Genomic DNA, 19,271 nt, shown 5'->3' on the forward strand with positions numbered 1-19,271 from the left:
GCGCTCCGGGCCCGGGGGCCCACCGGTCGACCCGCCGTCAGGCCGTCATACGGTCACGCCGTCGCACCGGACCGTGTCGTCGCCCTGGCCGGTACCGGCGGGGCGACCCGTACCGTCATATCGGCCGGGCGCGGACCGAGCCGCCGGGGCACGGGTACCCGCCGTGCCGCAGCCCGGTGTTCAGGCTCCCTGGCCGCCGGTCGGGGTGACGGGGCGGGCGCCCGCGGCCGGGGCTACGGGCGCCTCGGCGGACAGCGCCATCGCCCGGGCCAGCGCGGTGCGCGAGCGCACCCCGATCTTCCGGTAGACGCGGGACAGGTTCCCCTCGACCGTCTTGACGCTGATGAACAGCTTCGCCGCCACCTCGCGGTTGGAGGCTCCGCTGGTGACCAGTTCGGCGATCCTCGTCTCGGTGGCCGTCAGCACGGCGGCGCCGCCGCTCTCCAGGGAGCCGAGCCGGGCGAGTTCGGCCCGGGCTCGGTGCGCGAGCGGGATCGCGCCCCGCGCCTCGGCGAGGGCGAGCGCCTCGGTGAGGGCACGGCTCGCGGCCGGGCGGTGACGGGCCCGGCGTTCCACGGTGCCGAGTGCGATCAGGGTCCGCAGCAGGTCGACGGGCAGGTCGAGCGTGCGCAACCGGTCGGCCGCCGTGCGAAGGAGTGCCGCGCCCTCCTTGGCGCGTCCCCTGGCGGCCTCCCGGAGCCCTTCGGCCCGTTCGAGCGCGGCGTGCACGCTCCCGGGTGAGGCGGCGTGCAGGTGCCGGCGCGCGTCCCTGATCACCTCGTCGGCGGCGTCGGCCTCGCCCAGCATCACCTGGGCCTCGGCCAGGTCCGCCGTCCACAGCAGGAGCGGCGGGTCCGCGACCCCCATGGCCTCGCCGATCCCCCGTACCCGCAGCAGGATCCCGACCGCCTCGGCCGCGCCCTGGAGGTCCCCGCCGAACAAGGCGGTCTGCGCCTGCGCCGCGAGGGCGCGGAGCAGGAAGAGCCGGTCACCGTCGGACTCCGAGGCGCGTACCGCGTCCGCCGCGAGGGGCCGTGCCTCCTCGGTCGTGGCGCCGACGGAGGCGGCGAGGGCGAGGGCGTAGAGCGCGGGCGCCGACACCACGCCGGCCCGGGCCGCGGTACGGGCACACCGCGCCGCGTCGCGCAGTGCCGCCCGGCACTCCCCCGCGCGCACCTCGATCCTGACGAGGGCGAGCAGGGTCGCGACACGGTCCTCGACGCTGGTGCACTCCGGGTCGCCCGGCTCGTACTCGCCCTCGCCGCTGAGGAGTTCGCTCATCCGGGCGCGCGCCTCCGCGACCTCGTCGAGGTCCAGCGCGAGGACGGCGCGCATGCGCACCATCCGCCGGCGGCGGGGGTCGCCCTCGCGGTCCGCGAGATCGAGAGCGCGATCCAGCGCGGCGCGCGCCGCATCGGTCCCACCGGTGAGCGCGTGCACGCGCGCCAGCGTTGTCAGGGCGCTCAGGCCCGTCATGGGGTCCGCCGCGATCGCCCCGTCCGTGGCGGCCCGGCGCGCGTGCCGTGCGGCGTCCGCCGGGTCACCGACGATCAGGCTGCGCAGCGCCGCCCAGTGGTGCAGCCGGGCCGTCAGGACCGGGTCGCCCACGGCGTCCCTGAACCCCGCGGACAGCACCTCCTGGAAGCCTTCGAGCGCCTGCCCGGCGTTGCGCAGCAGCACGATCCTGGCCTCGACCCGGTGCCGCGGCGAGGGCGACGACCTCAGGACCGTACGGGCCAGGTGTTCGGACTGCTCGCAGCGGCCTGCGTCGCAGGCGTACTCGGCGGCCCGCAGGCACCGGTCGTCCCGGTGCCGGGTGCCGGGGCCGCCGCCCGGGCCGGGGCCGGCGTCGGACGGTGTGCGGTCGGCGGCGAGCCGGGCCAGTTCCGCCGCGTCCTCCAGGGCACCCCCGGCGTGCGCCGCGTCGGCCGCGGCCATCACCGTGGCCGCGACCGTCTCGTTCTCGTAGGGGTGGGCGAGCGCCAGGTGGTGGGCCCTGCGCCGGCGGTGCGTGACGGCGCCCGCCAACAGGGCGTGCGCGGCTCGTCGTTCCCGTGCCGACGCGTCCGCGTACAGGGCGGCGCGCAGCAGCGGATGGACGAAGGTGACGGTGCCGTCGGCACCGACGGATGCCACTCCGGCCCGCTCCGCGGCGCCGAGATGCGTGTCGGCGTCGGTTATGCCGGCCGCCCTGAGGACGGTGAGGTCGGGGTGGGCGGCGGCGCAGCAGACCAGCAGGGTCCACCGGACGGGTGCGGGCAGCACACGGGCCGGGGCAAGGGTCGACGCGCGTAGCCTGACGGGAACACGGGGGCTGCCGTCCGCGGCGAGCATCCCGTCGAGGTGTGCTCCCCGGCCCAGTTCGCGGGCGTAGCGGGGGTTGCCCGCCGCGAGTTCGCGCACGACCCGGACCGTCCTCGGCGGCAGGGTGCCGCCGCTCACGGAGGCGAGGAGGGCGGCGATGTCGTCGTCGGGCAGCGGGAGCAGGGGGATCTCGACGGTGCCGGGCGGGCAGCACCACGGGCGGCCCGGCACTCCGCCGGGTCCGACACGTTCGGTGGCGAGGAAGCGGACCGGGCTTCCGCGCAGCCGGCGCACCGCGAACGACAGCACGTCGGCGCTCTGTTCGTCGAGCCAGTGGAGTCCGTCGATCACCAGTGCCGCGGGGCCGCGCCCGGCGAGCCGCCGCAGGGTCTCCGTGACGGCCACCCGCAGCGCGAGCCGGTCACGCTCCTCGACGCCCGCACGCGCCCCCAGCAGCACCTCCCGCAGGGCTCGTGCGGGTTCGCCGGGCAGAGCGTCGAACACCGCCTCGGGGACGCGGGTGAACAGGTCCACCAGCCCCACGAAGGGCAGGTCCGCGTCCTCTTCGGTCGGCGAGCAGGTCAAGCAGTGGACTTCGGGGCCCAGTCGGCCCGCCAGCGCTTCGACGAGGGTTGTCCTGCCGCTGCCGTCGGGGCCGTACAGGAGCACTCCGCGTCCGTCGCGCAGCGCGGCGCCCGCCGTGTCCAGCGGCTGCCGCTGACCGCGCAGGGCCAGCGGCGGCCGGGGCCCCGCCCGGTACGCGGCTTCCGGCCGGGAAAGGAGATCTCGCACGCTGACGGACCGCCCTTCGTTCGCCGTGCACGGAACCGTGGGGCGATCGCTCGCACCCAGTACGCGTGCTCATGACAGAACGCGATCGACGCGGTGTCAAGACCGGGCCGTGGCCGCCCCGGAAGGCCCGGGCCACCACGCCGGGGACGGTGCGGCCCGCCCCGGCGGCGGCGGGCGTGTACCGGTGGGGGGCCGTGGGACCCGGCTCCCGCCTGCGCGTACCGCCCCCGTCCGCGCGAACGCCGTGACCAGCGTCGCCGTGCGGAGGGGGCATGCCGGAGGAAGCGGGGCCGCCCCGCCCAGGGGCGAGTCTCCAGGCGCCTTTTGCGTGAACTTTACGGGCCGTTGCCCGTGCGAACGCGGTGGCGGCCTGCCCACGGCCACCCGCTCCCGGCCCACGGTCACTTCACTGCGGGGCGGACACAGCATGGCGTGGTGTGCGGGACCGCCGGGCCGCCGATTCGGCCGATCGGCCGATGGGCCTCCCGGCCGGGGGCTCAGGCCGGTTCCAGCGGTGCGCGGTCCGCGGCGGTGCGAGCGCTCCGCGCCCCGACGGCCGGCGCGGGCGTCACGGCGCCGGGCTCGACCGTGGCCGTGAGTGCCCTGGCCAGTTGCTCGTGGGCGCGTGTCAGGGCCTCCTCCGGGGTACGGGTGCCGGTGGAGACGCAGAGCGTGTACGTGACGTCCTCAAGGCGGCGGCGGGACTCGGGGGTCCCCTTCTCCGCGTGGAGGAGGCGAAGGGTCTGGAACTGTTCCACGAGATTGCGCAGGATCGCGGGGTGGGCCATCAGCACGGCGGTCTCCGAGGCAGAGAGTTGAGTTGCTCGTCTTGCCGCCTGCCCGGTGCACAGGGTGTCATGCGTGGTGCGGCGAGGGGCTGTTGGTGACTCGCGTCACTCAGTGCCACCCAGTGCAACCCAGGACGGGCCCCGCGCGGGTTCCCGCACGGATGCCGGTGGTGCGGCTGGTACCGGCGCTGCGCGCGGTACGCGCGGTACGCGCGACGGGGTCTGCGCCACGGGTGGCAGGAGGGACCCACGCGGCGGGAGGGGTACGCGCGGCACGCGGTGCCGGCGGACCGCGCGGGACGCGCGAGCCGCCGCCGGGCCGGTCCCCGCACATGGCTCGGCGCCCGCCGTACGGCGGGCGCCGAGCCATGTTTCACCGGAGGACGCGTCAGTGTTTGAAGGCGTCCTTGCCCTTTTCCTTGGCGTCGCGGGCGTCGCCCTTCGCCTTCTCGGCGCGGCCTTCGGCGGTCATCCGCTCGTTGCCGACCACGCGGCCCGCGGTCTCCTTGGACTTGCCCTTGATCTGCTCGCCCTTGGCCTTGGCCTTCTCGTTCTCACTCACGCTGCTCACGTCCTGACGTCCGTCGTGGAAGTGTTGCTGTCCTCCGCCTCACCCGCGATCGGGGATCCAAACACTCAGCACCCGTCCGTGTCCCTGCGCGGCGGCGTTCCCCGCACCCTGCGATCCGGGCCCCGATCCGCGTACGCGGCCCCTTCGCCCCTGGTCAGGCCGGGAAGAGCGGTGTTGAGGCGGCCGGCCGCCGCGGCCGGTACATCGGCCGTGACGAGCCAGCCACCGCCTCTTTCCACGGTGGCCCGGACACCGGCGCCGATGGCGGTGAGGAAGCCGGTGACCACGTTCAGTGCGTCGGCCGGGATCTCGATCTCCGTACGCCGGCAGGGCTCGTACACGTCGGTTCCGGCCGCCTCCAGCGCACGGCGCAGCACCAGCGGGGTCAGGCCCCGGAAGTCGGCGGCGGTGCTCAGCGGTGACACGTAGCCGACCGTGTGGAGGGTGACCACGCAGTCGGTCACCTCCCAGCCGTAGAGTCCCTGGCGGAGCGTGCGCCGTACGCTCTCCTCGATCGCCCGGTGGAACGCGCGCGGCAGCGCTCCCCACTCGACCTCGCGCCTGAACGTGACGCCGGAGTCCCTCGCACCGGGGCCGATCCTGAGGCCCACGGTCGCCCAGTACACGCCACCGCGCAGCGGATCCACCATGGTCAGCGCCTCCCCGGTGCCGGAGGGTCGCTCGAAGCAGACCGGTGTGACGGGCGCGAACTCGGCGTCGACGGCGTACTCCCGGCGCAGCCGCTCACCGACGACCTCCCGCTGCACCTCGCCATGGAGCAGGACCGAGATCTGCCCGTCCCCCGCGACCCGGGTACCGATCAGCGGGTCCTCGTCGGCGAGCTCGGTCAGCGCCGCGTGCAGGGCGGCCTCCTGGCCGGGGCGTACCGGGCGGACGACGGTTTCGAGGCCGGGCGGCGGGAACCGTGCCTCGCGGGTGTCCTCGGGGGCGGCACCGAGCCGGTCGCCGACCCGTACGCCGGGCAGTCCGCGCACGGCGGCGATGCCTCCGGCGCGCAGCACACCGCCCGGCTCCTGCGTACCCGTGGCGGCCGGATCGTCCGGGAGAGCGCCCCGGCGGTCCGGTTGGCCGGGGCCGCCCGAAATCCCCGGGGTGCCCGGTTCCGCCGGGGGGCCGGCGTCCCGCACGGTCGCGGGCGGCCGCGCCGCGCCGGGCGCCCTCGCGGTGAGGACGTCGAGCCGGGCGATCCTGCCGGCGTACTCCTCGATGCCGCCGCCCGGCAGGGACCGGCGCAGGACGACGCGCCGCCGTTCACGCACCTCGCCGTCGAACAGCCGCAGGTAGGCGGTCTTCTCGCGGCCCCGGCCGGCCCGCTCCACTGCGAAGACGGTGCCGCGCGCGGGCCCGGCCGGGTCGGCGGCGGGCGGCCGTACGAGTGCGGCCACCGCGCCGGTCAGGTCCCTGGTGCCCTCACCCGTGAGGGCCGAGCCGAACAGGAGGGGGTGGACCAGCCCGGCGGTGGTCTGCGCGGCGAGCAGGGCCCGCGTCTCGGACGCGCCGGGGGCGGGCCCGTCGACGAGCCGCGCCAGCCACGCCTCGTCGTGCTCGGCGAGCACCTCGGCCGCCGAGGTGACCGGCAGCGGCACGGCTCGTGCCCGGCCGGTGCCCGGTTCGCGCACGGTGGCGAGCGGCACGATGTCAGGGGCCAGCTTGCGGCGGATGTCGGCCGTCAGGTCCTCGGGCCTCGCGCCCCTTCGGTCGATCTTGTTGACGAACAGCAGTGTGGGGAGCCGCAACCGGCGCAGCGACCGCATCAGGACGCGTGTCTGCGCCTGGACGCCTTCGACGGCGGACAGCACGAGCACGGCCGCGTCGAGGACCGACAGGGCGCGCTCGACCTCGGCGATGAAGTCGGGGTGGCCGGGGGTGTCGACGAGGTTGATCTGGAGGCCGTCCACCGCGAAGGCGGCCACAGCGGAGCGGATGGTGATGCCCCGTTCGCGTTCGAGTTCGCCGCTGTCGGTGCGGGTGTTTCCCGCGTCGACGCTGCCGAGCGCCTCGATGGCGCCGTTGTCGTGGAGCAGGCGCTCGGTCAGGCTCGTCTTACCGGCGTCGACATGGGCCAGGATCCCCAGGTTCAGCGTGGGGCGCGGAGTCAGGAAGCGCACGTACGTCCTCGGGAGTCAGGAAGCGGAGGTTCTCTGTCTCGACTGCTCCGAAGTGGCGCCGCACGATGGCTCCCTGCTGCTGGTACGCGGACGGATGACGACGACGCGTGCCCGGGCGCTCCGGTCCTCGCGTACCCGGGTACGCGAGGACGCGGGCCGCACGGCCGCGTGACGGGCGGAAGCTACCGGAGCGGCGGGCCGCACCGCATCCGGTTTTCGGACGCCGCCTCCCTGCGGGCCGCTCGGCATCGGGCGTCGTGCCGCGTCGGGCGTCGCCCCTCCGCACCCGGGCCCGACGGGGTCCCGCGGCGCGACCGCGCCCGGCGGGATCAGTCGAGGCGGGTGAGGTCGGGCCGCAGCCGGTGCCAGACGGGCTGGCGCAGCAGGCCCGACGACGTCCAGCCGGAGAAGGCGACCTCGGCGACCAGGCGCGGCTCGGCAAAGTGCGGCGCCGCCACGTCGACCGGGCCCGCGAACGGGGAGGTGTCGCGCGCCAGCACCCGGAAATACCGGGCGAGTTCGCGCCGCTCATCGCCGGAGAGGCCGGAGCCCACGGCCCCCGCGTAGCGCAGGCCCGCACCCTCGGCCACACCCACGAGGACCGATCCGGGGAGCCCGCCGAGGCCGCCCCTGCCCTCGTTCCACCCGCCGAGGACGACGTCGAGCGTGACGAGGTGGCGCGTCTTGCGCCAGTGGGGTGAGCGGACCCCGGGGGTGTACGGGGAGGAGAGCCGCTTGGCCACGATGCCCTCGTAGCCGTGGTCGAGGGTCGTTCGCCACGCCTCGTGGCCCCGGCCCCTCAGATGGGCGGGCACTGACCAGTGGGGCCCGTCGTCGAGCCCGAGCCCGGCAAGCAGCCCGCGCCGCTCCTCATAGGGGACGCGCAGCAGCGACGCGCCGTCGAGCCGCGTGATGTCGAACAGGACGAGCCGCACGGGCAGGGTCCGTGCGAGCGCGGCGGCGCGGCCCGGGCCCGTCACGCCCATCCTGCGCTGGAGCAGCCCGAAGTCGGGCCGTCCGCCCTCGTCCAGCACGACGACCTCGCCGTCGAGGACGGCGTCCCGGCCCCGCAGCCGGGCGCCGAGCGCCGCCAGTTCGGGGTAGCGGGCAGTGATGTCGGTGCCCGTCCTGGCGCCGAGCCGTACCGTGCCGTCGCCCCGCGTGCCGACGACGCACCGCACGCCGTCCCACTTGACCTCGAACGCCCACGCGGCGCTGCCCCGGTCGTCCGGCGCCGGCGCGGCGACGGCCAGCATCGGCTGAACGAACAGGGGGCTTCCCGGGGTCTGCGCCACACCCGATCATCCGCACGTCCCCCGGGTCCCCGCGACCGCTGGGTCCCCGGGGCTCAGGACCTCGGCGGTCCGCCCCGCCCGGTGCGCCGCGCACCGGCCGACCGGCCGGAGCGTACGTGCGGGGCGGGAACGGCGGCGCGGAGAAGCACCTCGGGCGGAGCGGCGGACGTCAGGGCGCGCAGGGCCAGGAGAAGCACCCCGATGTCGTCCAGGTACACCGGGTCGGGCATGAGGTCGGTGGGCAGCACCAGGTAGGCGAGTGCGGCCCAGAACACCCAGCGACGGCCGGTGGGCAGGCCCGCCCTGCGCAGCAGGCGCCGGGTGCGCACGAGGCGTACGGCGAGGGTGACGGCCACGGCGAGCATGGCGGCGACGGCGGCCGCGCCGAGCGCGAGCAGGACCCACAGTTCCCTGTCGTCCATGACGGGCGGCTCCTTCCGGTGGGCTCGCCTGCCGGTTACCCCCGAACCCGCCCTGTCAACGAGGTGGTTCGCTCCCGGACACGCGCGAGGGGCCGGCGGGTCGTGGTGACCGGCCGGCCCCTCGGGCGCTGTTCGGGCCGCGGCTGTGGCCTTGCGGTCGCGCCTCGGCCCTGTCGGGCCGTGTTCCGTGCGGCGGTTCAGGCCGCGGCGCCGGCCTTCAGGCGCGCGGCGATCCGCACGACGCGCTCGGCCTGCACGCGGGCGGCCTCGCGGGTCTCGTCGTTCACCGGGTTGTTGCCCTGCGCGTCGATGTGCGAGGTGCCGTACGGGTTGCCGTCGGCGAACTTCGCCGGGTCGGTGTAGCCGGGCGCCACGACGATGCCGCCGAAGTGGTGGAAGGAGTTGTAGAGCGCGAGCAGCGTGGACTCCTGGCCGCCGTGGCGGGTCGCGGAGGAGGCGAAGCCGCTGTAGACCTTGTCGGCGAGCTTGCCCTGGGCCCAGAGGCCACCCAGCGTGTCGATGAACTGCTTGAGCTGAGAGGCGATGTTGCCGAAGCGCGTGGGGCTGCCGAAGATCACCGCGTCGGCCCACACGAGGTCGTCGGGCGTGGCCACGGCGAGGTCCGCGACGGCGGCGTGGTGCGCGGCCCACGCGGGGTTCGCGTCGATGGCCGCCTGCGGGGCGAGCTCGGCGACCCGGCGGAGGCGGACCTCGGCACCGGCCTTCTCGGCCGCGTCCGCCAGCGCCTTGGCGACCTCGGAGTTGGTGCCGGTCGACGAGTAGTAGACGATGGCGAGCTTGACGGGGTCGGTCATGTCGAAATGCCTTTCTCGGCACAGATGGTCGGGCCGAACACATCCCCGAAATGGGTGATGGTTCAACCAAGTGGTTCAAACATAAACCATCCGGGGGTCGTCCCCCCTGTGACGTGGGTCACGCACACCGCAGCCCCGCCCCGGAGGACGGACGAGATGGACGGGACGCGCGGGACAGGCGGGACGGGCGCACCACCGAGGTGCGGCGACACCCCGCCGGCCACCGCGACTCGGCGATGCTCCACACGCCCCCGCGATGCGGCGACGCCCGGTCACGCCGCCGCGGTTCGGCGATGTCCCGCGCGGCCGAATCAGCGCGCGTAGACCGGCGTCGGGGGCGCGATGGCTCGATCCGGCCAAGATCCAGAGGCAGGCAAAGCGGTGATACGCCCCACAATCGGAACTGCCACCGTGCCGGCCGCCCTCACAGTCGTTTGCCTCTCCGGCACGCTCTCTTTGCACACCACATACCCAACCGGGGCCCACACGGCCGATTTTCGGACGCCCGCCCCTGCGGCATCCGCCCCCGGACCGGAACTCGGTCTTGTCACCGCACCAAACGGACCCAAAGATTCAACCCATGCGATTGACAGGTCCACGGCCAAAAGCCGAGCGGCCGTGGACGATCGCGCCTCCGCGGTCCGACCACCCGACGGGCCGTCAGCACCCCCACCCAGGAGGACCAGTGACCATCAAGGCCCACACCACCCGCGGCACCGTCTCCAGACGCGCCCGCTACATAGCCCTCGCCACCGGAGTCGTGGCCGTCGCCGCCCTCGCCGCTCCGTCCGCCCTCGCCCAGCCCGCCCCCGTCGCCACCCCCAACGCGACCGCGGCGGCGCTCGCCGCCACGAGCAGCGCCGTCGGGCAGGCGGCCGCCCCCGGCACCGCCTGGTACACGGACCCGGCGTCCGGCAAGGTCGTCGTCACGGTCGACAAGACAGTGACGTCCGCCGAACTCGCGAAGATCAAGAACGCGGTTCCCGACACGTCGAAGCTCACCGTCAAGCACGCCGCCGGCGAGTTCAAGCCGCTGGTCGCCGCGGGCGACGCCATCCAGAACTCCGAGTTCCGCTGCTCCCTCGGCTTCAACGTCCGCACCGGCAGCACGTACTACGCCCTGACCGCGGGCCACTGCACCGCCGAAGGCGGCACCAGCTGGACGTCCGGCAGCGGCGCGCGCGTCGGCACCACCGCGGACTCCCAGTTCCCCGGCAACGACTACGGCCTGATCAAGCTCGCCAGCGCCGCCACCGCGAACGACGGCCGGGTCGACCTGTACAACGGGTCGTTCCAGGACATCACCACCTCCGGCAACGCCACCGTGGGCGAGCGCGTCACCCGCAGCGGCTCCACGTCCGGTGTCCACACCGGTACGGTCCAGGCCCTCAACGCGACCGTCCGCTACGCGGAGGGCACGGTCTCCGGCCTCATCCAGACCAACGTCTGCGCCGAGCCCGGTGACAGCGGCGGCCCGCTGTTCGACGGCAGCAAGGCCCTCGGCCTGACCTCCGGCGGCAGCGGCGACTGCAGCTCGGGAGGCACCACGTTCTTCCAGCCGGTGACCGAGGCCCTGAACGCCTACGGCCTGAGCGTCTTCTAGAGCGGTTCGGCAGCCCGGTCCGGCACTTCACCGGCTCCGTGAGCTCTCCGCGCGCGTGACGGGGTGTGTGCCTGGTGCACCGGGCACACACCCCGTCCGCACGCCCGGGGGCGGACGCGACGGGTCCAGGAGCCGGCGCCTTACGCGCCGGTGGCCTGAACCGTCGGCACCGCCGTCGCCTTCGGCAGCGTCACCTCGAAGCGGCAGCCGCCCGTCACGTTGCGCACGGCGGCCCGGCCCTGGTGCGCCTCCACGATCCCGCGCACGATCGCGAGCCCCAGTCCCGCGCCCGCCGGGGGCGTCCGCGCCTGGGTCCCGCGCCACCCGGTGTCGAAGACGCGCGGCAGGTCCTCCGCCGGGATGCCGCCGCAGCCGTCCGTCACCGAGAGCACCACACTGTCGTCGCGCAGCTCCGCCGCCACCGCCACCGTGCCGTCGGCGGGCGTCCGGTGGATCGCGTTGACGAGGAGGTTCGCGAGGACCCTCGTCATCTCCTTGCCGTCCACCTCCACCGGAACGGGTTCGACCCGGTCGCCCACCAGCCGCACCCCGTGCTCGCGCGCGAGCGGGTCCGCGCCCGCGAGGGCCTCCCCCACCAGGTCGTACACGGACATCCGGGTCGGTGACAGCGGCAGCGTTCCCGCGTGGATGGTGGAGAGTTCGAACAGGTCGCCGACCATCGAGTTCAGCCGGTCGACCTCGGCGGTGATCTGCCGGAAGTACCGCTCCGGATCCTGGACGACGCCGTCCTCCAGCGCCTCCGACATGGCACGCAGTCCGGCCAGGGGGGTGCGCAGGTCGTGCGAGATCCAGGCGACCAGTTCGCGTCGCGAACTCTCCAGCGCGCGCTCGCGCTCGCGGGAGAGCGCGAGGCGTGCGCTGGTGGCCGCGAGTTCGTTGCTGAGCGCGGTGAGTTCGGCGGTGGACGCGCCGTCCGGCGCGGCGAAGCTGCCTCCCTCGCCGAACGAGCGTGCCGCGAGCGTGAGTTCACGGCTGCGGGCGACGACCCAGCGGCCCAGGAGCACCGCGGTGGCCATCGAGACGACGGCGGCCATCGCCACCACGGTCGTGACGACGGACAGGTCGTGCGTGGACAGGAACATCGCCTCGGCCACCGTGAGCGTGCCCGCGAGCATCGCGGTGACGGCGACCCCCGCGACGACGGTCAGCCCCACGGCGACGCTGCGCCCGCGCAGCAGGCGCAGCGCGAGCGCCCCGAGCAGTCCGGCGGCGGCGGCGCCGCAGAACGCGTACGCGGCGATGACGAGCATGCCGTGGATCCCGTGCACGCTCAGCGCTCCGTCGAGTCGGCGGCGCGGGAGCCGGGGACGCCGGCGCCGCGGTACGCGTCCGCCTCGTGCGGCACGTCGAAGCGGTAGCCGACGCCCCAGACGGTCCGGATCAGCCGGGGCCGCGCGGGGTCGTCCTCTATCTTGCCGCGCAGCCTGCGCACGTGGACGGTGACGGTCGACAGGTCGCCGAACTCCCACCCCCACACGTCGTGCATCAGCTGCTCCCGGCCGATGGCGACGCCCGGGTGGCGCATGAGGTGGGCGAGCAGTTCGAACTCCCGGAGGGTCAGCGACAGCGCCCGGCCGTTCTTGGTGGCGCTGCGCGCGGACCGGTCGAGGGTGATGCCCCCGACGCGCAGCGGCGGCTCCGAGGCGGGCGTCTGCTCGGCGTGCCCCCGGCGCAGCACGGACTCGACGCGCAGGACGAGCTCGCGCGGGCTGAACGGCTTGGTGACGTAGTCGTCGGCGCCGATCTCCAGGCCCAGGATGCGGTCGTCCTCGTCCCCCCGCGCGGTCAGCATGATCACGGGGACCGGCCCCCGCTCCCGCAGGCGGCGGCAGACGTCCAGGCCGTCCATGCCGGGGAGCATCAGGTCGAGCACGACGAGCGCGGGCTCGTTCGCCTCGGCGAGACGCAGGGCCTCGGGGCCGTCGGCGGCGCGGTCGACGAGGAAGCCGGCGCGTTCGAGATAGGCGGTGACGACCTCGGCGACGGTCGGGTCGTCGTCCACGACGAGGATGGTGTGCATGGCTCCAGTCTCCCCGCCCGCGAGGTGCTGCCGGGCCGGCCGGTGTCTTACGTGTCGGTGACGGACGCCCCCGCGCCCGTGCGGGCGCCCGTGTCCGAGAGTACGGGCCGCCGGATGCGGCGTGCACCGCCCGGTCGGCGGGAGGCGGCCGGCGGGCGCTCGCCGTGGACGGGGGGCGCGCTCGTGCGTGGACGGCCTTGGGGCCCCGCGCGCGCGGCGTCCCGCTCAGTACGGCCCGGGACGGGGAGCGGTGTCGCTCCCGGCACTCGCCGCGTAGCCGGTCAGGGTCAGTCCGGTCAGGGCCCGCAGGTCACGGGAGAGGTGCGCCTGGTCCGCGTAACCGGCCCTGGCCGCCGTCGCGGCGAACGGGACGCCCGCCCGGACCAGGCCCAGCGCGCGCTGGAGCCGCAGGATCCTCGCGAGGGTCTTGGGGCCGTAGCCGAACGCGTCGAGTGAGCGGCGGTGCAGCTGCCGCGCGCCGAGTCCGACGGCCTCCGCCGTGGCGGCGACGCCGTGGCCCTCGGCCAGGCGCCGCGCCACGGCCGCCGGGAGCGGATCGGGCAGGGGCGAGGCGGCGGCCAGGTCCAGCGCGATCGCCTCCAGCTCGGCCACCGGGTCACGGGCCGCGCGCAGTCGCCGCACGAGCGGGCGGGCCCGGCGGCCGGTCCACACGTCCGCGAGGGCCGGGCGCTGGTCGCGCAGTTCGTGGGCGGGCACACCCAGCAGCGCGGGCGCCGCGCCGGGAGGCAGCCGTACGCCGGCACAGTGGTCGCGCACGTCGGTGCCCGCGAAGCCGGCGCGGGTGTCGGGGCCGGCGACGGACAGGGTCCCGTCGATCCAGAGCAGGTCCATGCAGCCGTCAGGCAGCACGGGGCAGGGACCGCCGGGCCCCGTCCCCCGGGTCCAGACCACCGCTCCGCGAAATCGCGAGGCGTGCTCGCTGTACATGCCTCCCAGCCTAGGTCGTGCCCGCGGGGCCGCACCCGGCCCGGGCGTCCGGCCACCCGGTCGGGGTGCCTGCCGGGCCGGTCGCGTACCGCGCTCGACGTCCCGGACCTCCCCGGGCGGCGCGCGGGGGCGCCCTCACCGCCCCGCGCACGGGCACACGACGGGCACCGCGAGCCACGGCCCGTCGCACGTCGGCGGTACCGGGTCACGGGGTGACGCGTCCGCGTCGCCCGGGCCCCTCACCGCACCGCGTCACGTCCCCGCGCGGGCGGGAGACATGACCGGGCCGGGACGATCTCGCTGTCGCGCATGGGACATGTCACATGAGCGACAGCGAGAAACGACGACAGCTCGCTCACCGTTCACGGATTCTTTCCCCCATCCGTGCCAGCGTGTTGAGCGAAGGGCTGAAGAGATGAGATGGAACCGCCTGTCGGCGGCGATATCGATGAGCGCGCTCCTGACGGCGGGGGCGCTCGCACCGGCCTCCGCGGCGCCGTCGCCCCCGAAGTCCGAGCCCGCGGCGGCGAAGGCACCCGCCGTACCGAAGGCCACCACCGCGACCGTCCGGCTGATCACCGGTGACCTGGTCACCCTCGGCGCTGGTCCCGACGGGAAGCAGACGGCCTCGGTGCGGCCCGGCCCCGGCCGCACGAAGGTGGTGTTCCAGACCCTGGAGCACGACGGCTCCCTGACGGTGCTGCCGTCGGACGCCGCCCCGCTCGTGAACACCGGAACCCTGGACCGCGAGTTGTTCGACGTGAGCGCGCTCGTCGCGCAGGGCTACGACCAGACGCACAGCGACGCGCTGCCACTCATCGTGGGCCGCCCGGCCGGCCTCCCGGCCGCCTCGGCCCGACGCGCGGTCGACTCCCTGGCGTCGTGGAGCGAACCCTCCTCCCCCTCACGCGAGTTGACGAGCATCAACGCCAGGTCCCTGCGGGTCGCGGACAAGGACCTCGGCGCCTTCTGGCACGACCTCGCCCCCGCCTCCGGCGCGGCCGCCGTACGCGCCGCCGGGTCCACACCGCGCATCCAGCTGGACGCCAAGGTCTCGGCGACGCTGGACCGCAGCACCGCGCAGATCAACGCGCCCGCCGCGTGGGACGCGGGCTACCAGGGCCAGGGCGTCAAGGTCGCCGTCCTGGACACCGGCGTCGACCGGAGCCACCCGGACCTCGCGGGCCGAGTCGTCGAGGCGAAGGACTTCTCGGGCAGCGGCAACACGGACGACCACTTCGGGCACGGCACCCATGTCGCGTCCATCGCGGGCGGCAGCGGCGCGGCCTCCGGCGGCAGCCGCAAGGGCGTGGCGTACCACGCGGACCTGGTGATCGGGAAGGTCCTCGGGGACGACGGCACCGGGTCCGAGTCCCAGATCATCGAGGGCATGCAGTGGGCCGTGGCCGAGGGCGCCAAGGTCGTCAGCATGAGCCTCGGCACGGGAGCGCCGAGCGACGGCACCGACGCGATGAGCGAGGCCGTGAACGAACTCACGCGCAGCAGCGGCGCGTTGTTCGTCGTGGCCGCGGGCAACGAGGGCGAGAGCGGGACGTCCACCGTGAGTTCGCCGGGCGCGGCCGACGAGGCGCTGACGGTCGGCGCGGTGGACCGGGACGACTCCCTCGCCCCGTTCTCCAGCCGTGGCCCGCGCACCGGCGACGGCGCCGTCAAGCCCGACGTCACGGCCCCCGGCGTCGGCATCGTGGCCGCCCGCGCGGCGGGCACGAGCCTGGGCGACCCGGTCGACGAGAACTACACGTCCCTGTCCGGCACCTCCATGGCCACCCCGCACGTCGCCGGCGCGGCGGCGCTGCTCGCCCAGGAGCACCCCGGCTGGCGCGCGCAGGACATCAAGGACGCCCTCATCAGCACCGCCCACACCGTGGCGGGACAGAAGCCGACGGAACAGGGCGGCGGCCGCATCGACCTGGCGGCGGCGACCCGGAGCGCGGCGATGGCGACCGGCACGGTCGACCTCGGCAGCTTCTCGACGGACGCGCCGGCCGGGAACGTGCGCGCGGGCACGATCCGCTACACCAACACCACGGACCAGGACGTCTCGCTGGAGCTCACCGCCACGCTCGCCACCGACACGGGCCGGGCCCTGCCTGCCGACGCGCTCGCCCTCGGCTCCGGCACCGTGCGGGTGCCGGCCCGAGGCACCGCGACCGTTCCCCTCGACGTGGACCCGGCCCGCGCCGGCCAGGGCGAGTACTACGGCTACGTCACGGCCACCTCGACCGACGGGTCGGTGGTCCCGCACACCACGGCGAGCCTCACGGTGCACGGCCCGCTGCACAAGCTGACCGTCAAGGCCCGGGACCTCGCGGGCGAAGCGGTGCCCCCGGCCCCCACCATCTGGGGCGCGCACGGCTTCGTGCAGTACCCGTACGACGGGGCGGACCCGCTCGTCATCGAGGTCGAGGAGGGCACGTACCAGCTGAGCACCACCAGCCTGGACACCGTCGACGACGGCTTCGAGATGCGCGCGGTGGTGCTGCCCGAAGTGCGGGTCACCAAGGACACGACCGTCACGATGGACGCGCGCAGGACCACGCAGGTGAAGATCCGCACGCCGAAACCCGCGGAACAGCACGGCGTGGTGAGCTACCAGATCTACCGCTCGATCGACGGCAACGGCCTCATCCAGGGCGTGATGTTCTTCGACAACGCCAAGCGCCTGTACGTGAGCCCCACCGCCCGCGTCACGGACGGAGCCTTCGAGTACGCGTCCCGCTGGCAGCTCCAGGCCCCGCTCATCGAGACCTCCGTGCGCGGCACGGGGATCAGCCTCGATCCCTACTACACCGCGCAGTCACCGCTGTTCGCGGACAGGGGCGCGCGGCTCACCGCCGTCGACGCCGGCTCGGCCGACGACCCCGACCTGCGGCCGGCCCGGGTGCGCGGCAAGCTCGCCGTGATCAGGGACCCCGACGCGAGCGGGGAGGCCCTCGCCGCCCAGGCGGCCGGCGCGGGCGCCGCGGGCCTCCTGCTCGTCTCCGCACCGGGCTACAACTGGACGGTCTGGAACCCGGTGAGCGCAGTCCACGACGCCCTGCCCGTCGTCCGGGTGGGGGCCACCGGAGGCGCATCGCTCCTCGCCCTGCTGAAGAAGCACGCCGCGAGCGTCGGCATCACGGGGACGGCGCGGAGCCCGTACCTCTACGACGTCATGCAGGTCTCCTCCGGGCAGGTCCCGAAGGACGTGGTGTACACGGTCTCCGACCGCGACAGCGCGCGTCTCACCACCACGTACGCCGAGAACGGCGGCTCGCCCTGGTCCAGTGAGCAGCGGTTCGGCTGGCGGCCGTACCAGGACGCGGCGTGGAACCAGTACACCCGTGACGTGCCGACCGGCTTCACCCGTACCGAGTACGTGAGTTCGGGCGACACCCTGTGGCAGCACTTCGTCAACCACAAGTCGGTGGGCACGGTCGACGGGTTCATGACGTCGGGCATGCGCGACGCGCCGCGCACCTACCGCGGCGGGGAGCACACCGAGGAGTCGTGGTTCGCGTCCGTCGTCAGGCCTTCGATCCCGCGCGGCGCCGGGCTCGCCTCCACCCGGACGAACGACACGCTGCACCTGCTCGTGCCCGAGTACACGGACGCGGCGGAGGGCCACTGGTCCCCGAAGCTGCTCCCCGAACTCGGCAGCGGCACGGGCGGCTTCCGCACCGCCGACGCGGAGCCGGACCCGGGTGACACGGTGTCGGCCACGCTGTACCGCGACGGTACGCAGGCCGGTGCGGCCGACAGTTCGTTCGCGGACTTCCAGGTCGCCCCGGGCGCGGCCGACTACCGGCTGGACGTGTCGACCCAGCGCGCGTCCGACGAGTGGACGATGGGTGTCCGTACCGATACCTCCTGGTCCTTCCGTTCGGACACCACGGCCACGGACCAGCCGCTCCCGCTGCTCCAGGTCGACTACGACGTACCGGTCGACGCGTCCAACGCCGTGCACGCGGGACGCTCCCACGACGTGGCGCTGAGCGTGCGCCACCAGGACGGGCTCGCCGCGCCGAAGGGCGTGACGCTGAAGGTCGAGACGTCCTTCGACGACGGCAGGACCTTCGGCGCGGCACGCGTCGAGGACCGCGGCGCGGGACGGTTCACCGCCACCGTCGCGCGCCCCTCGGGCAAGGGCCGCGACGCGTACGTCACCCTCCGCGTCACGGCGAGGGACAAGGCCGGGGACAGCGTCAGGCAGACCGTGGAGCGTGCGTACCTGCTCCGCGGCCGGTAGGGGCCGCCGCTGAGGGCGGCGGTCGACGGCTCCCCGTCGACCGCCGCCCTTCGTCGTTCCGTGCGCCCCGGCGTGACCGTAGAATGCGCCGATCATCGACCGTCCTCCCCGGGTTGCGATGCCGGTCGCGCCGCTCGCGCCCGCGCGCACCGGCGAGCCGCGGCGGACAGCGGAGGTGCGCGGTGTTGGAAGCGGCGGGTCTGACGGATGCCGACGAAGCGGTCTACCGGCTGCTGGTGACCCTGCCCGCCGCCTCGGCGAGCGAGGTCGCCGAGCGCTGCGGGCTGGCCCCCGGCGCGGCCGGGCTCGCCCTGGACGCGCTCATCGCGAAGGGCCTCGCGAGCCGCACGGACAGCGCCCCGTACGCCTTCGCGGCGACCCCGCCCGATGTCGCGCTCCTGCCGCACCTGCAACGGCGTGCCGAGGCCCTCGACCAGGCCAGGACCGCGGTCAACGACCTGCTGGAGACCTACCGGCACACGCGGCGCCGCAGGGACGCCGGCCAGCTGATCGAGGTGATCACCGGAGCGGACGCACTGCGCCAGCACCTGCGCAGGATCCAGGATGCGGCGCGCGAGGAGATGCTCTGGTTCTGCAAGGCCCAGTACGTGGCGATGCCGTCGGGCAGCAACCGGGCCGAGTACGACGCGCTCGCCCGGGGCGTGCGCTACCGGGTCCTCTACGAGCGGGCCTTCTTCGACGACGAGGGCGCGGTCGAGAACGTGGCCGAGGGCGCGCGGGCGGGCGAGGTCGCCCGGTCGGTGCCGCACCTCCCGCTGCGGCTCGCGGTCGCCGACCGGTCGATAGCGATCTGTCCGCTGGTGCCCGGCGGACCCTCGGGCAGCTCCGAGGAGCCCACCACGGCCCTCGTCCGCGACAGCAGCCTCCTGGAGGCCCTGGTGGCACTGTTCGAGCGGTACTGGGAGGACGGGGTGCCGCTGCTGTTCGACACGGCGAGGGAACCGCTCGGGGACGCACTCGGGGAAGGGGCGGGCGGCGCGCTGCCGTCGGCGACCGACAAGCGGCTGCTGTCCCTGCTGGTGGCGGGGGTGACCGACAAGGCCGTCGCGAGCCAGCTGGCGCTGAGCCGGCGCACGGTGCAGCGGCGCGTCCAGGCGATGATGGAACTCGCGGGCGCGGCCACCCGGATGCAGCTGGCGTGGCAGGCGGCCCGGCGCGGCTGGCTGGATTAGCCACACCGCGGGGTGCCCGGGGCGGCCCGGCAGCAAGAGATCCCGGCGGGGCGCCGGAGCGCCGGGCCGGGGCACGGCATCCGGGAGCGCCGTCACAGGGGCAGGGCAGGACATCCGGCCG

General features: G+C 74.9%; 13 protein-coding genes. 3 read left to right on the plus strand and 10 right to left on the minus strand.

Annotated elements, in window-relative coordinates:
* Window positions 1-180 precede the first annotated feature (180 nt).
* From OG310_RS06710 to wrbA, 7 genes are all read right to left on the minus strand, one after another.
* Window positions 181-3,096, minus strand: coding sequence for a helix-turn-helix transcriptional regulator (locus OG310_RS06710; protein ID WP_329454958.1), 2,916 nt, complete (start codon window positions 3,094-3,096; stop codon window positions 181-183).
* Window positions 3,097-3,593: 497 nt separating this feature from the next.
* Window positions 3,594-3,884 (minus strand): DUF5133 domain-containing protein, encoded by a 291-nt coding sequence (locus tag OG310_RS06715; protein ID WP_443078826.1) that lies wholly within the window; start codon window positions 3,882-3,884, stop codon window positions 3,594-3,596.
* Window positions 3,885-4,272: 388 nt separating this feature from the next.
* Complete coding sequence (locus OG310_RS06720) at window positions 4,273-4,446, minus strand: CsbD family protein (protein WP_329454960.1); 174 nt, start codon at window positions 4,444-4,446, stop codon at window positions 4,273-4,275.
* A 74-nt stretch (window positions 4,447-4,520) separates the two neighbouring features.
* Window positions 4,521-6,584: a GTP-binding protein gene (locus OG310_RS06725; protein ID WP_443078566.1), complete on the minus strand. Its 2,064-nt coding sequence runs from the start codon at window positions 6,582-6,584 to the stop codon at window positions 4,521-4,523.
* Window positions 6,585-6,913: 329 nt separating this feature from the next.
* Entirely contained in the window at window positions 6,914-7,840 is a 927-nt protein-coding gene (gene ligD, locus OG310_RS06730; RefSeq protein ID WP_329460051.1) for a non-homologous end-joining DNA ligase, read from the minus strand.
* A 92-nt stretch (window positions 7,841-7,932) separates the two neighbouring features.
* Window positions 7,933-8,301 carry a YkvA family protein gene (locus OG310_RS06735; protein ID WP_329454961.1) on the minus strand — a complete coding sequence of 123 codons (369 nt, stop codon included), beginning with the start codon at window positions 8,299-8,301 and terminating at the stop codon, window positions 7,933-7,935.
* A 197-nt stretch (window positions 8,302-8,498) separates the two neighbouring features.
* On the minus strand, window positions 8,499-9,116 hold the full coding sequence (gene wrbA, locus OG310_RS06740) for an NAD(P)H:quinone oxidoreductase (RefSeq protein WP_329454962.1): 618 nt from the start codon (window positions 9,114-9,116) through the stop codon (window positions 8,499-8,501).
* A 685-nt stretch (window positions 9,117-9,801) separates the two neighbouring features.
* Between wrbA and OG310_RS06745 the strand changes: the two genes are divergently transcribed.
* On the plus strand, window positions 9,802-10,719 hold the full coding sequence (locus OG310_RS06745; RefSeq protein ID WP_329454963.1) for a S1 family peptidase: 918 nt from the start codon (window positions 9,802-9,804) through the stop codon (window positions 10,717-10,719).
* Window positions 10,720-10,859: 140 nt separating this feature from the next.
* On the opposite strand, the gene OG310_RS06750 is transcribed toward OG310_RS06745, so the two are convergent.
* The 3 genes from OG310_RS06750 to OG310_RS06760 all read right to left on the minus strand — a co-directional run bounded on the left by OG310_RS06750 (window position 10,860) and on the right by OG310_RS06760 (window position 13,708).
* Window positions 10,860-11,990: a sensor histidine kinase gene (locus tag OG310_RS06750; RefSeq protein ID WP_443078827.1), complete on the minus strand. Its 1,131-nt coding sequence runs from the start codon at window positions 11,988-11,990 to the stop codon at window positions 10,860-10,862.
* A gap of 20 nt (window positions 11,991-12,010) precedes the next feature.
* Entirely contained in the window at window positions 12,011-12,760 is a 750-nt protein-coding gene (locus tag OG310_RS06755) for a response regulator transcription factor (RefSeq protein WP_329454964.1), read from the minus strand.
* Window positions 12,761-12,985: 225 nt separating this feature from the next.
* Window positions 12,986-13,708: a helix-turn-helix domain-containing protein gene (locus OG310_RS06760; RefSeq protein ID WP_329454965.1), complete on the minus strand. Its 723-nt coding sequence runs from the start codon at window positions 13,706-13,708 to the stop codon at window positions 12,986-12,988.
* A 415-nt stretch (window positions 13,709-14,123) separates the two neighbouring features.
* Here OG310_RS06760 and OG310_RS06765 point away from each other — a divergent pair, with 415 nt between their 5' ends.
* Both OG310_RS06765 and OG310_RS06770 read left to right on the plus strand, forming a co-directional pair.
* Window positions 14,124-17,957 carry a S8 family serine peptidase gene (locus OG310_RS06765; RefSeq protein WP_329454966.1) on the plus strand — a complete coding sequence of 1,278 codons (3,834 nt, stop codon included), beginning with the start codon at window positions 14,124-14,126 and terminating at the stop codon, window positions 17,955-17,957.
* A gap of 182 nt (window positions 17,958-18,139) precedes the next feature.
* Window positions 18,140-19,150, plus strand: coding sequence for a helix-turn-helix domain-containing protein (locus OG310_RS06770; RefSeq protein ID WP_329454967.1), 1,011 nt, complete (start codon window positions 18,140-18,142; stop codon window positions 19,148-19,150).
* The last annotated feature ends 121 nt before the right edge of the window (window positions 19,151-19,271 follow it).

Origin of the sequence: Streptomyces sp. NBC_01497 (assembly GCF_036250695.1) — a bacterium.
In the GTDB taxonomy this organism is placed as follows: domain Bacteria; phylum Actinomycetota; class Actinomycetes; order Streptomycetales; family Streptomycetaceae; genus Streptomyces.

Bases quoted from the DNA above. Each gene is read 5' to 3' on its own strand.
- OG310_RS06715 (WP_443078826.1), bottom strand. From the start codon at position 3,884: ATGGCCCACCCCGCGATCCTGCGCAATCTCGTGGAACAGTTCCAGACC.
- ligD (WP_329460051.1), bottom strand. From the start codon at position 7,840: ATGCTGGCCGTCGCCGCGCCGGCGCCGGACGACCGGGGCAGCGCCGCG.
- OG310_RS06735 (WP_329454961.1), bottom strand. From the start codon at position 8,301: ATGGACGACAGGGAACTGTGGGTCCTGCTCGCGCTCGGCGCGGCCGCC.
- wrbA (WP_329454962.1), bottom strand. From the start codon at position 9,116: ATGACCGACCCCGTCAAGCTCGCCATCGTCTACTACTCGTCGACCGGC.
- OG310_RS06750 (WP_443078827.1), bottom strand. From the start codon at position 11,990: ATGCTCGTCATCGCCGCGTACGCGTTCTGCGGCGCCGCCGCCGCCGGA.
- OG310_RS06755 (WP_329454964.1), bottom strand. From the start codon at position 12,760: ATGCACACCATCCTCGTCGTGGACGACGACCCGACCGTCGCCGAGGTC.
- OG310_RS06760 (WP_329454965.1), bottom strand. From the start codon at position 13,708: ATGTACAGCGAGCACGCCTCGCGATTTCGCGGAGCGGTGGTCTGGACC.
- OG310_RS06765 (WP_329454966.1), top strand. From the start codon at position 14,124: ATGAGATGGAACCGCCTGTCGGCGGCGATATCGATGAGCGCGCTCCTG.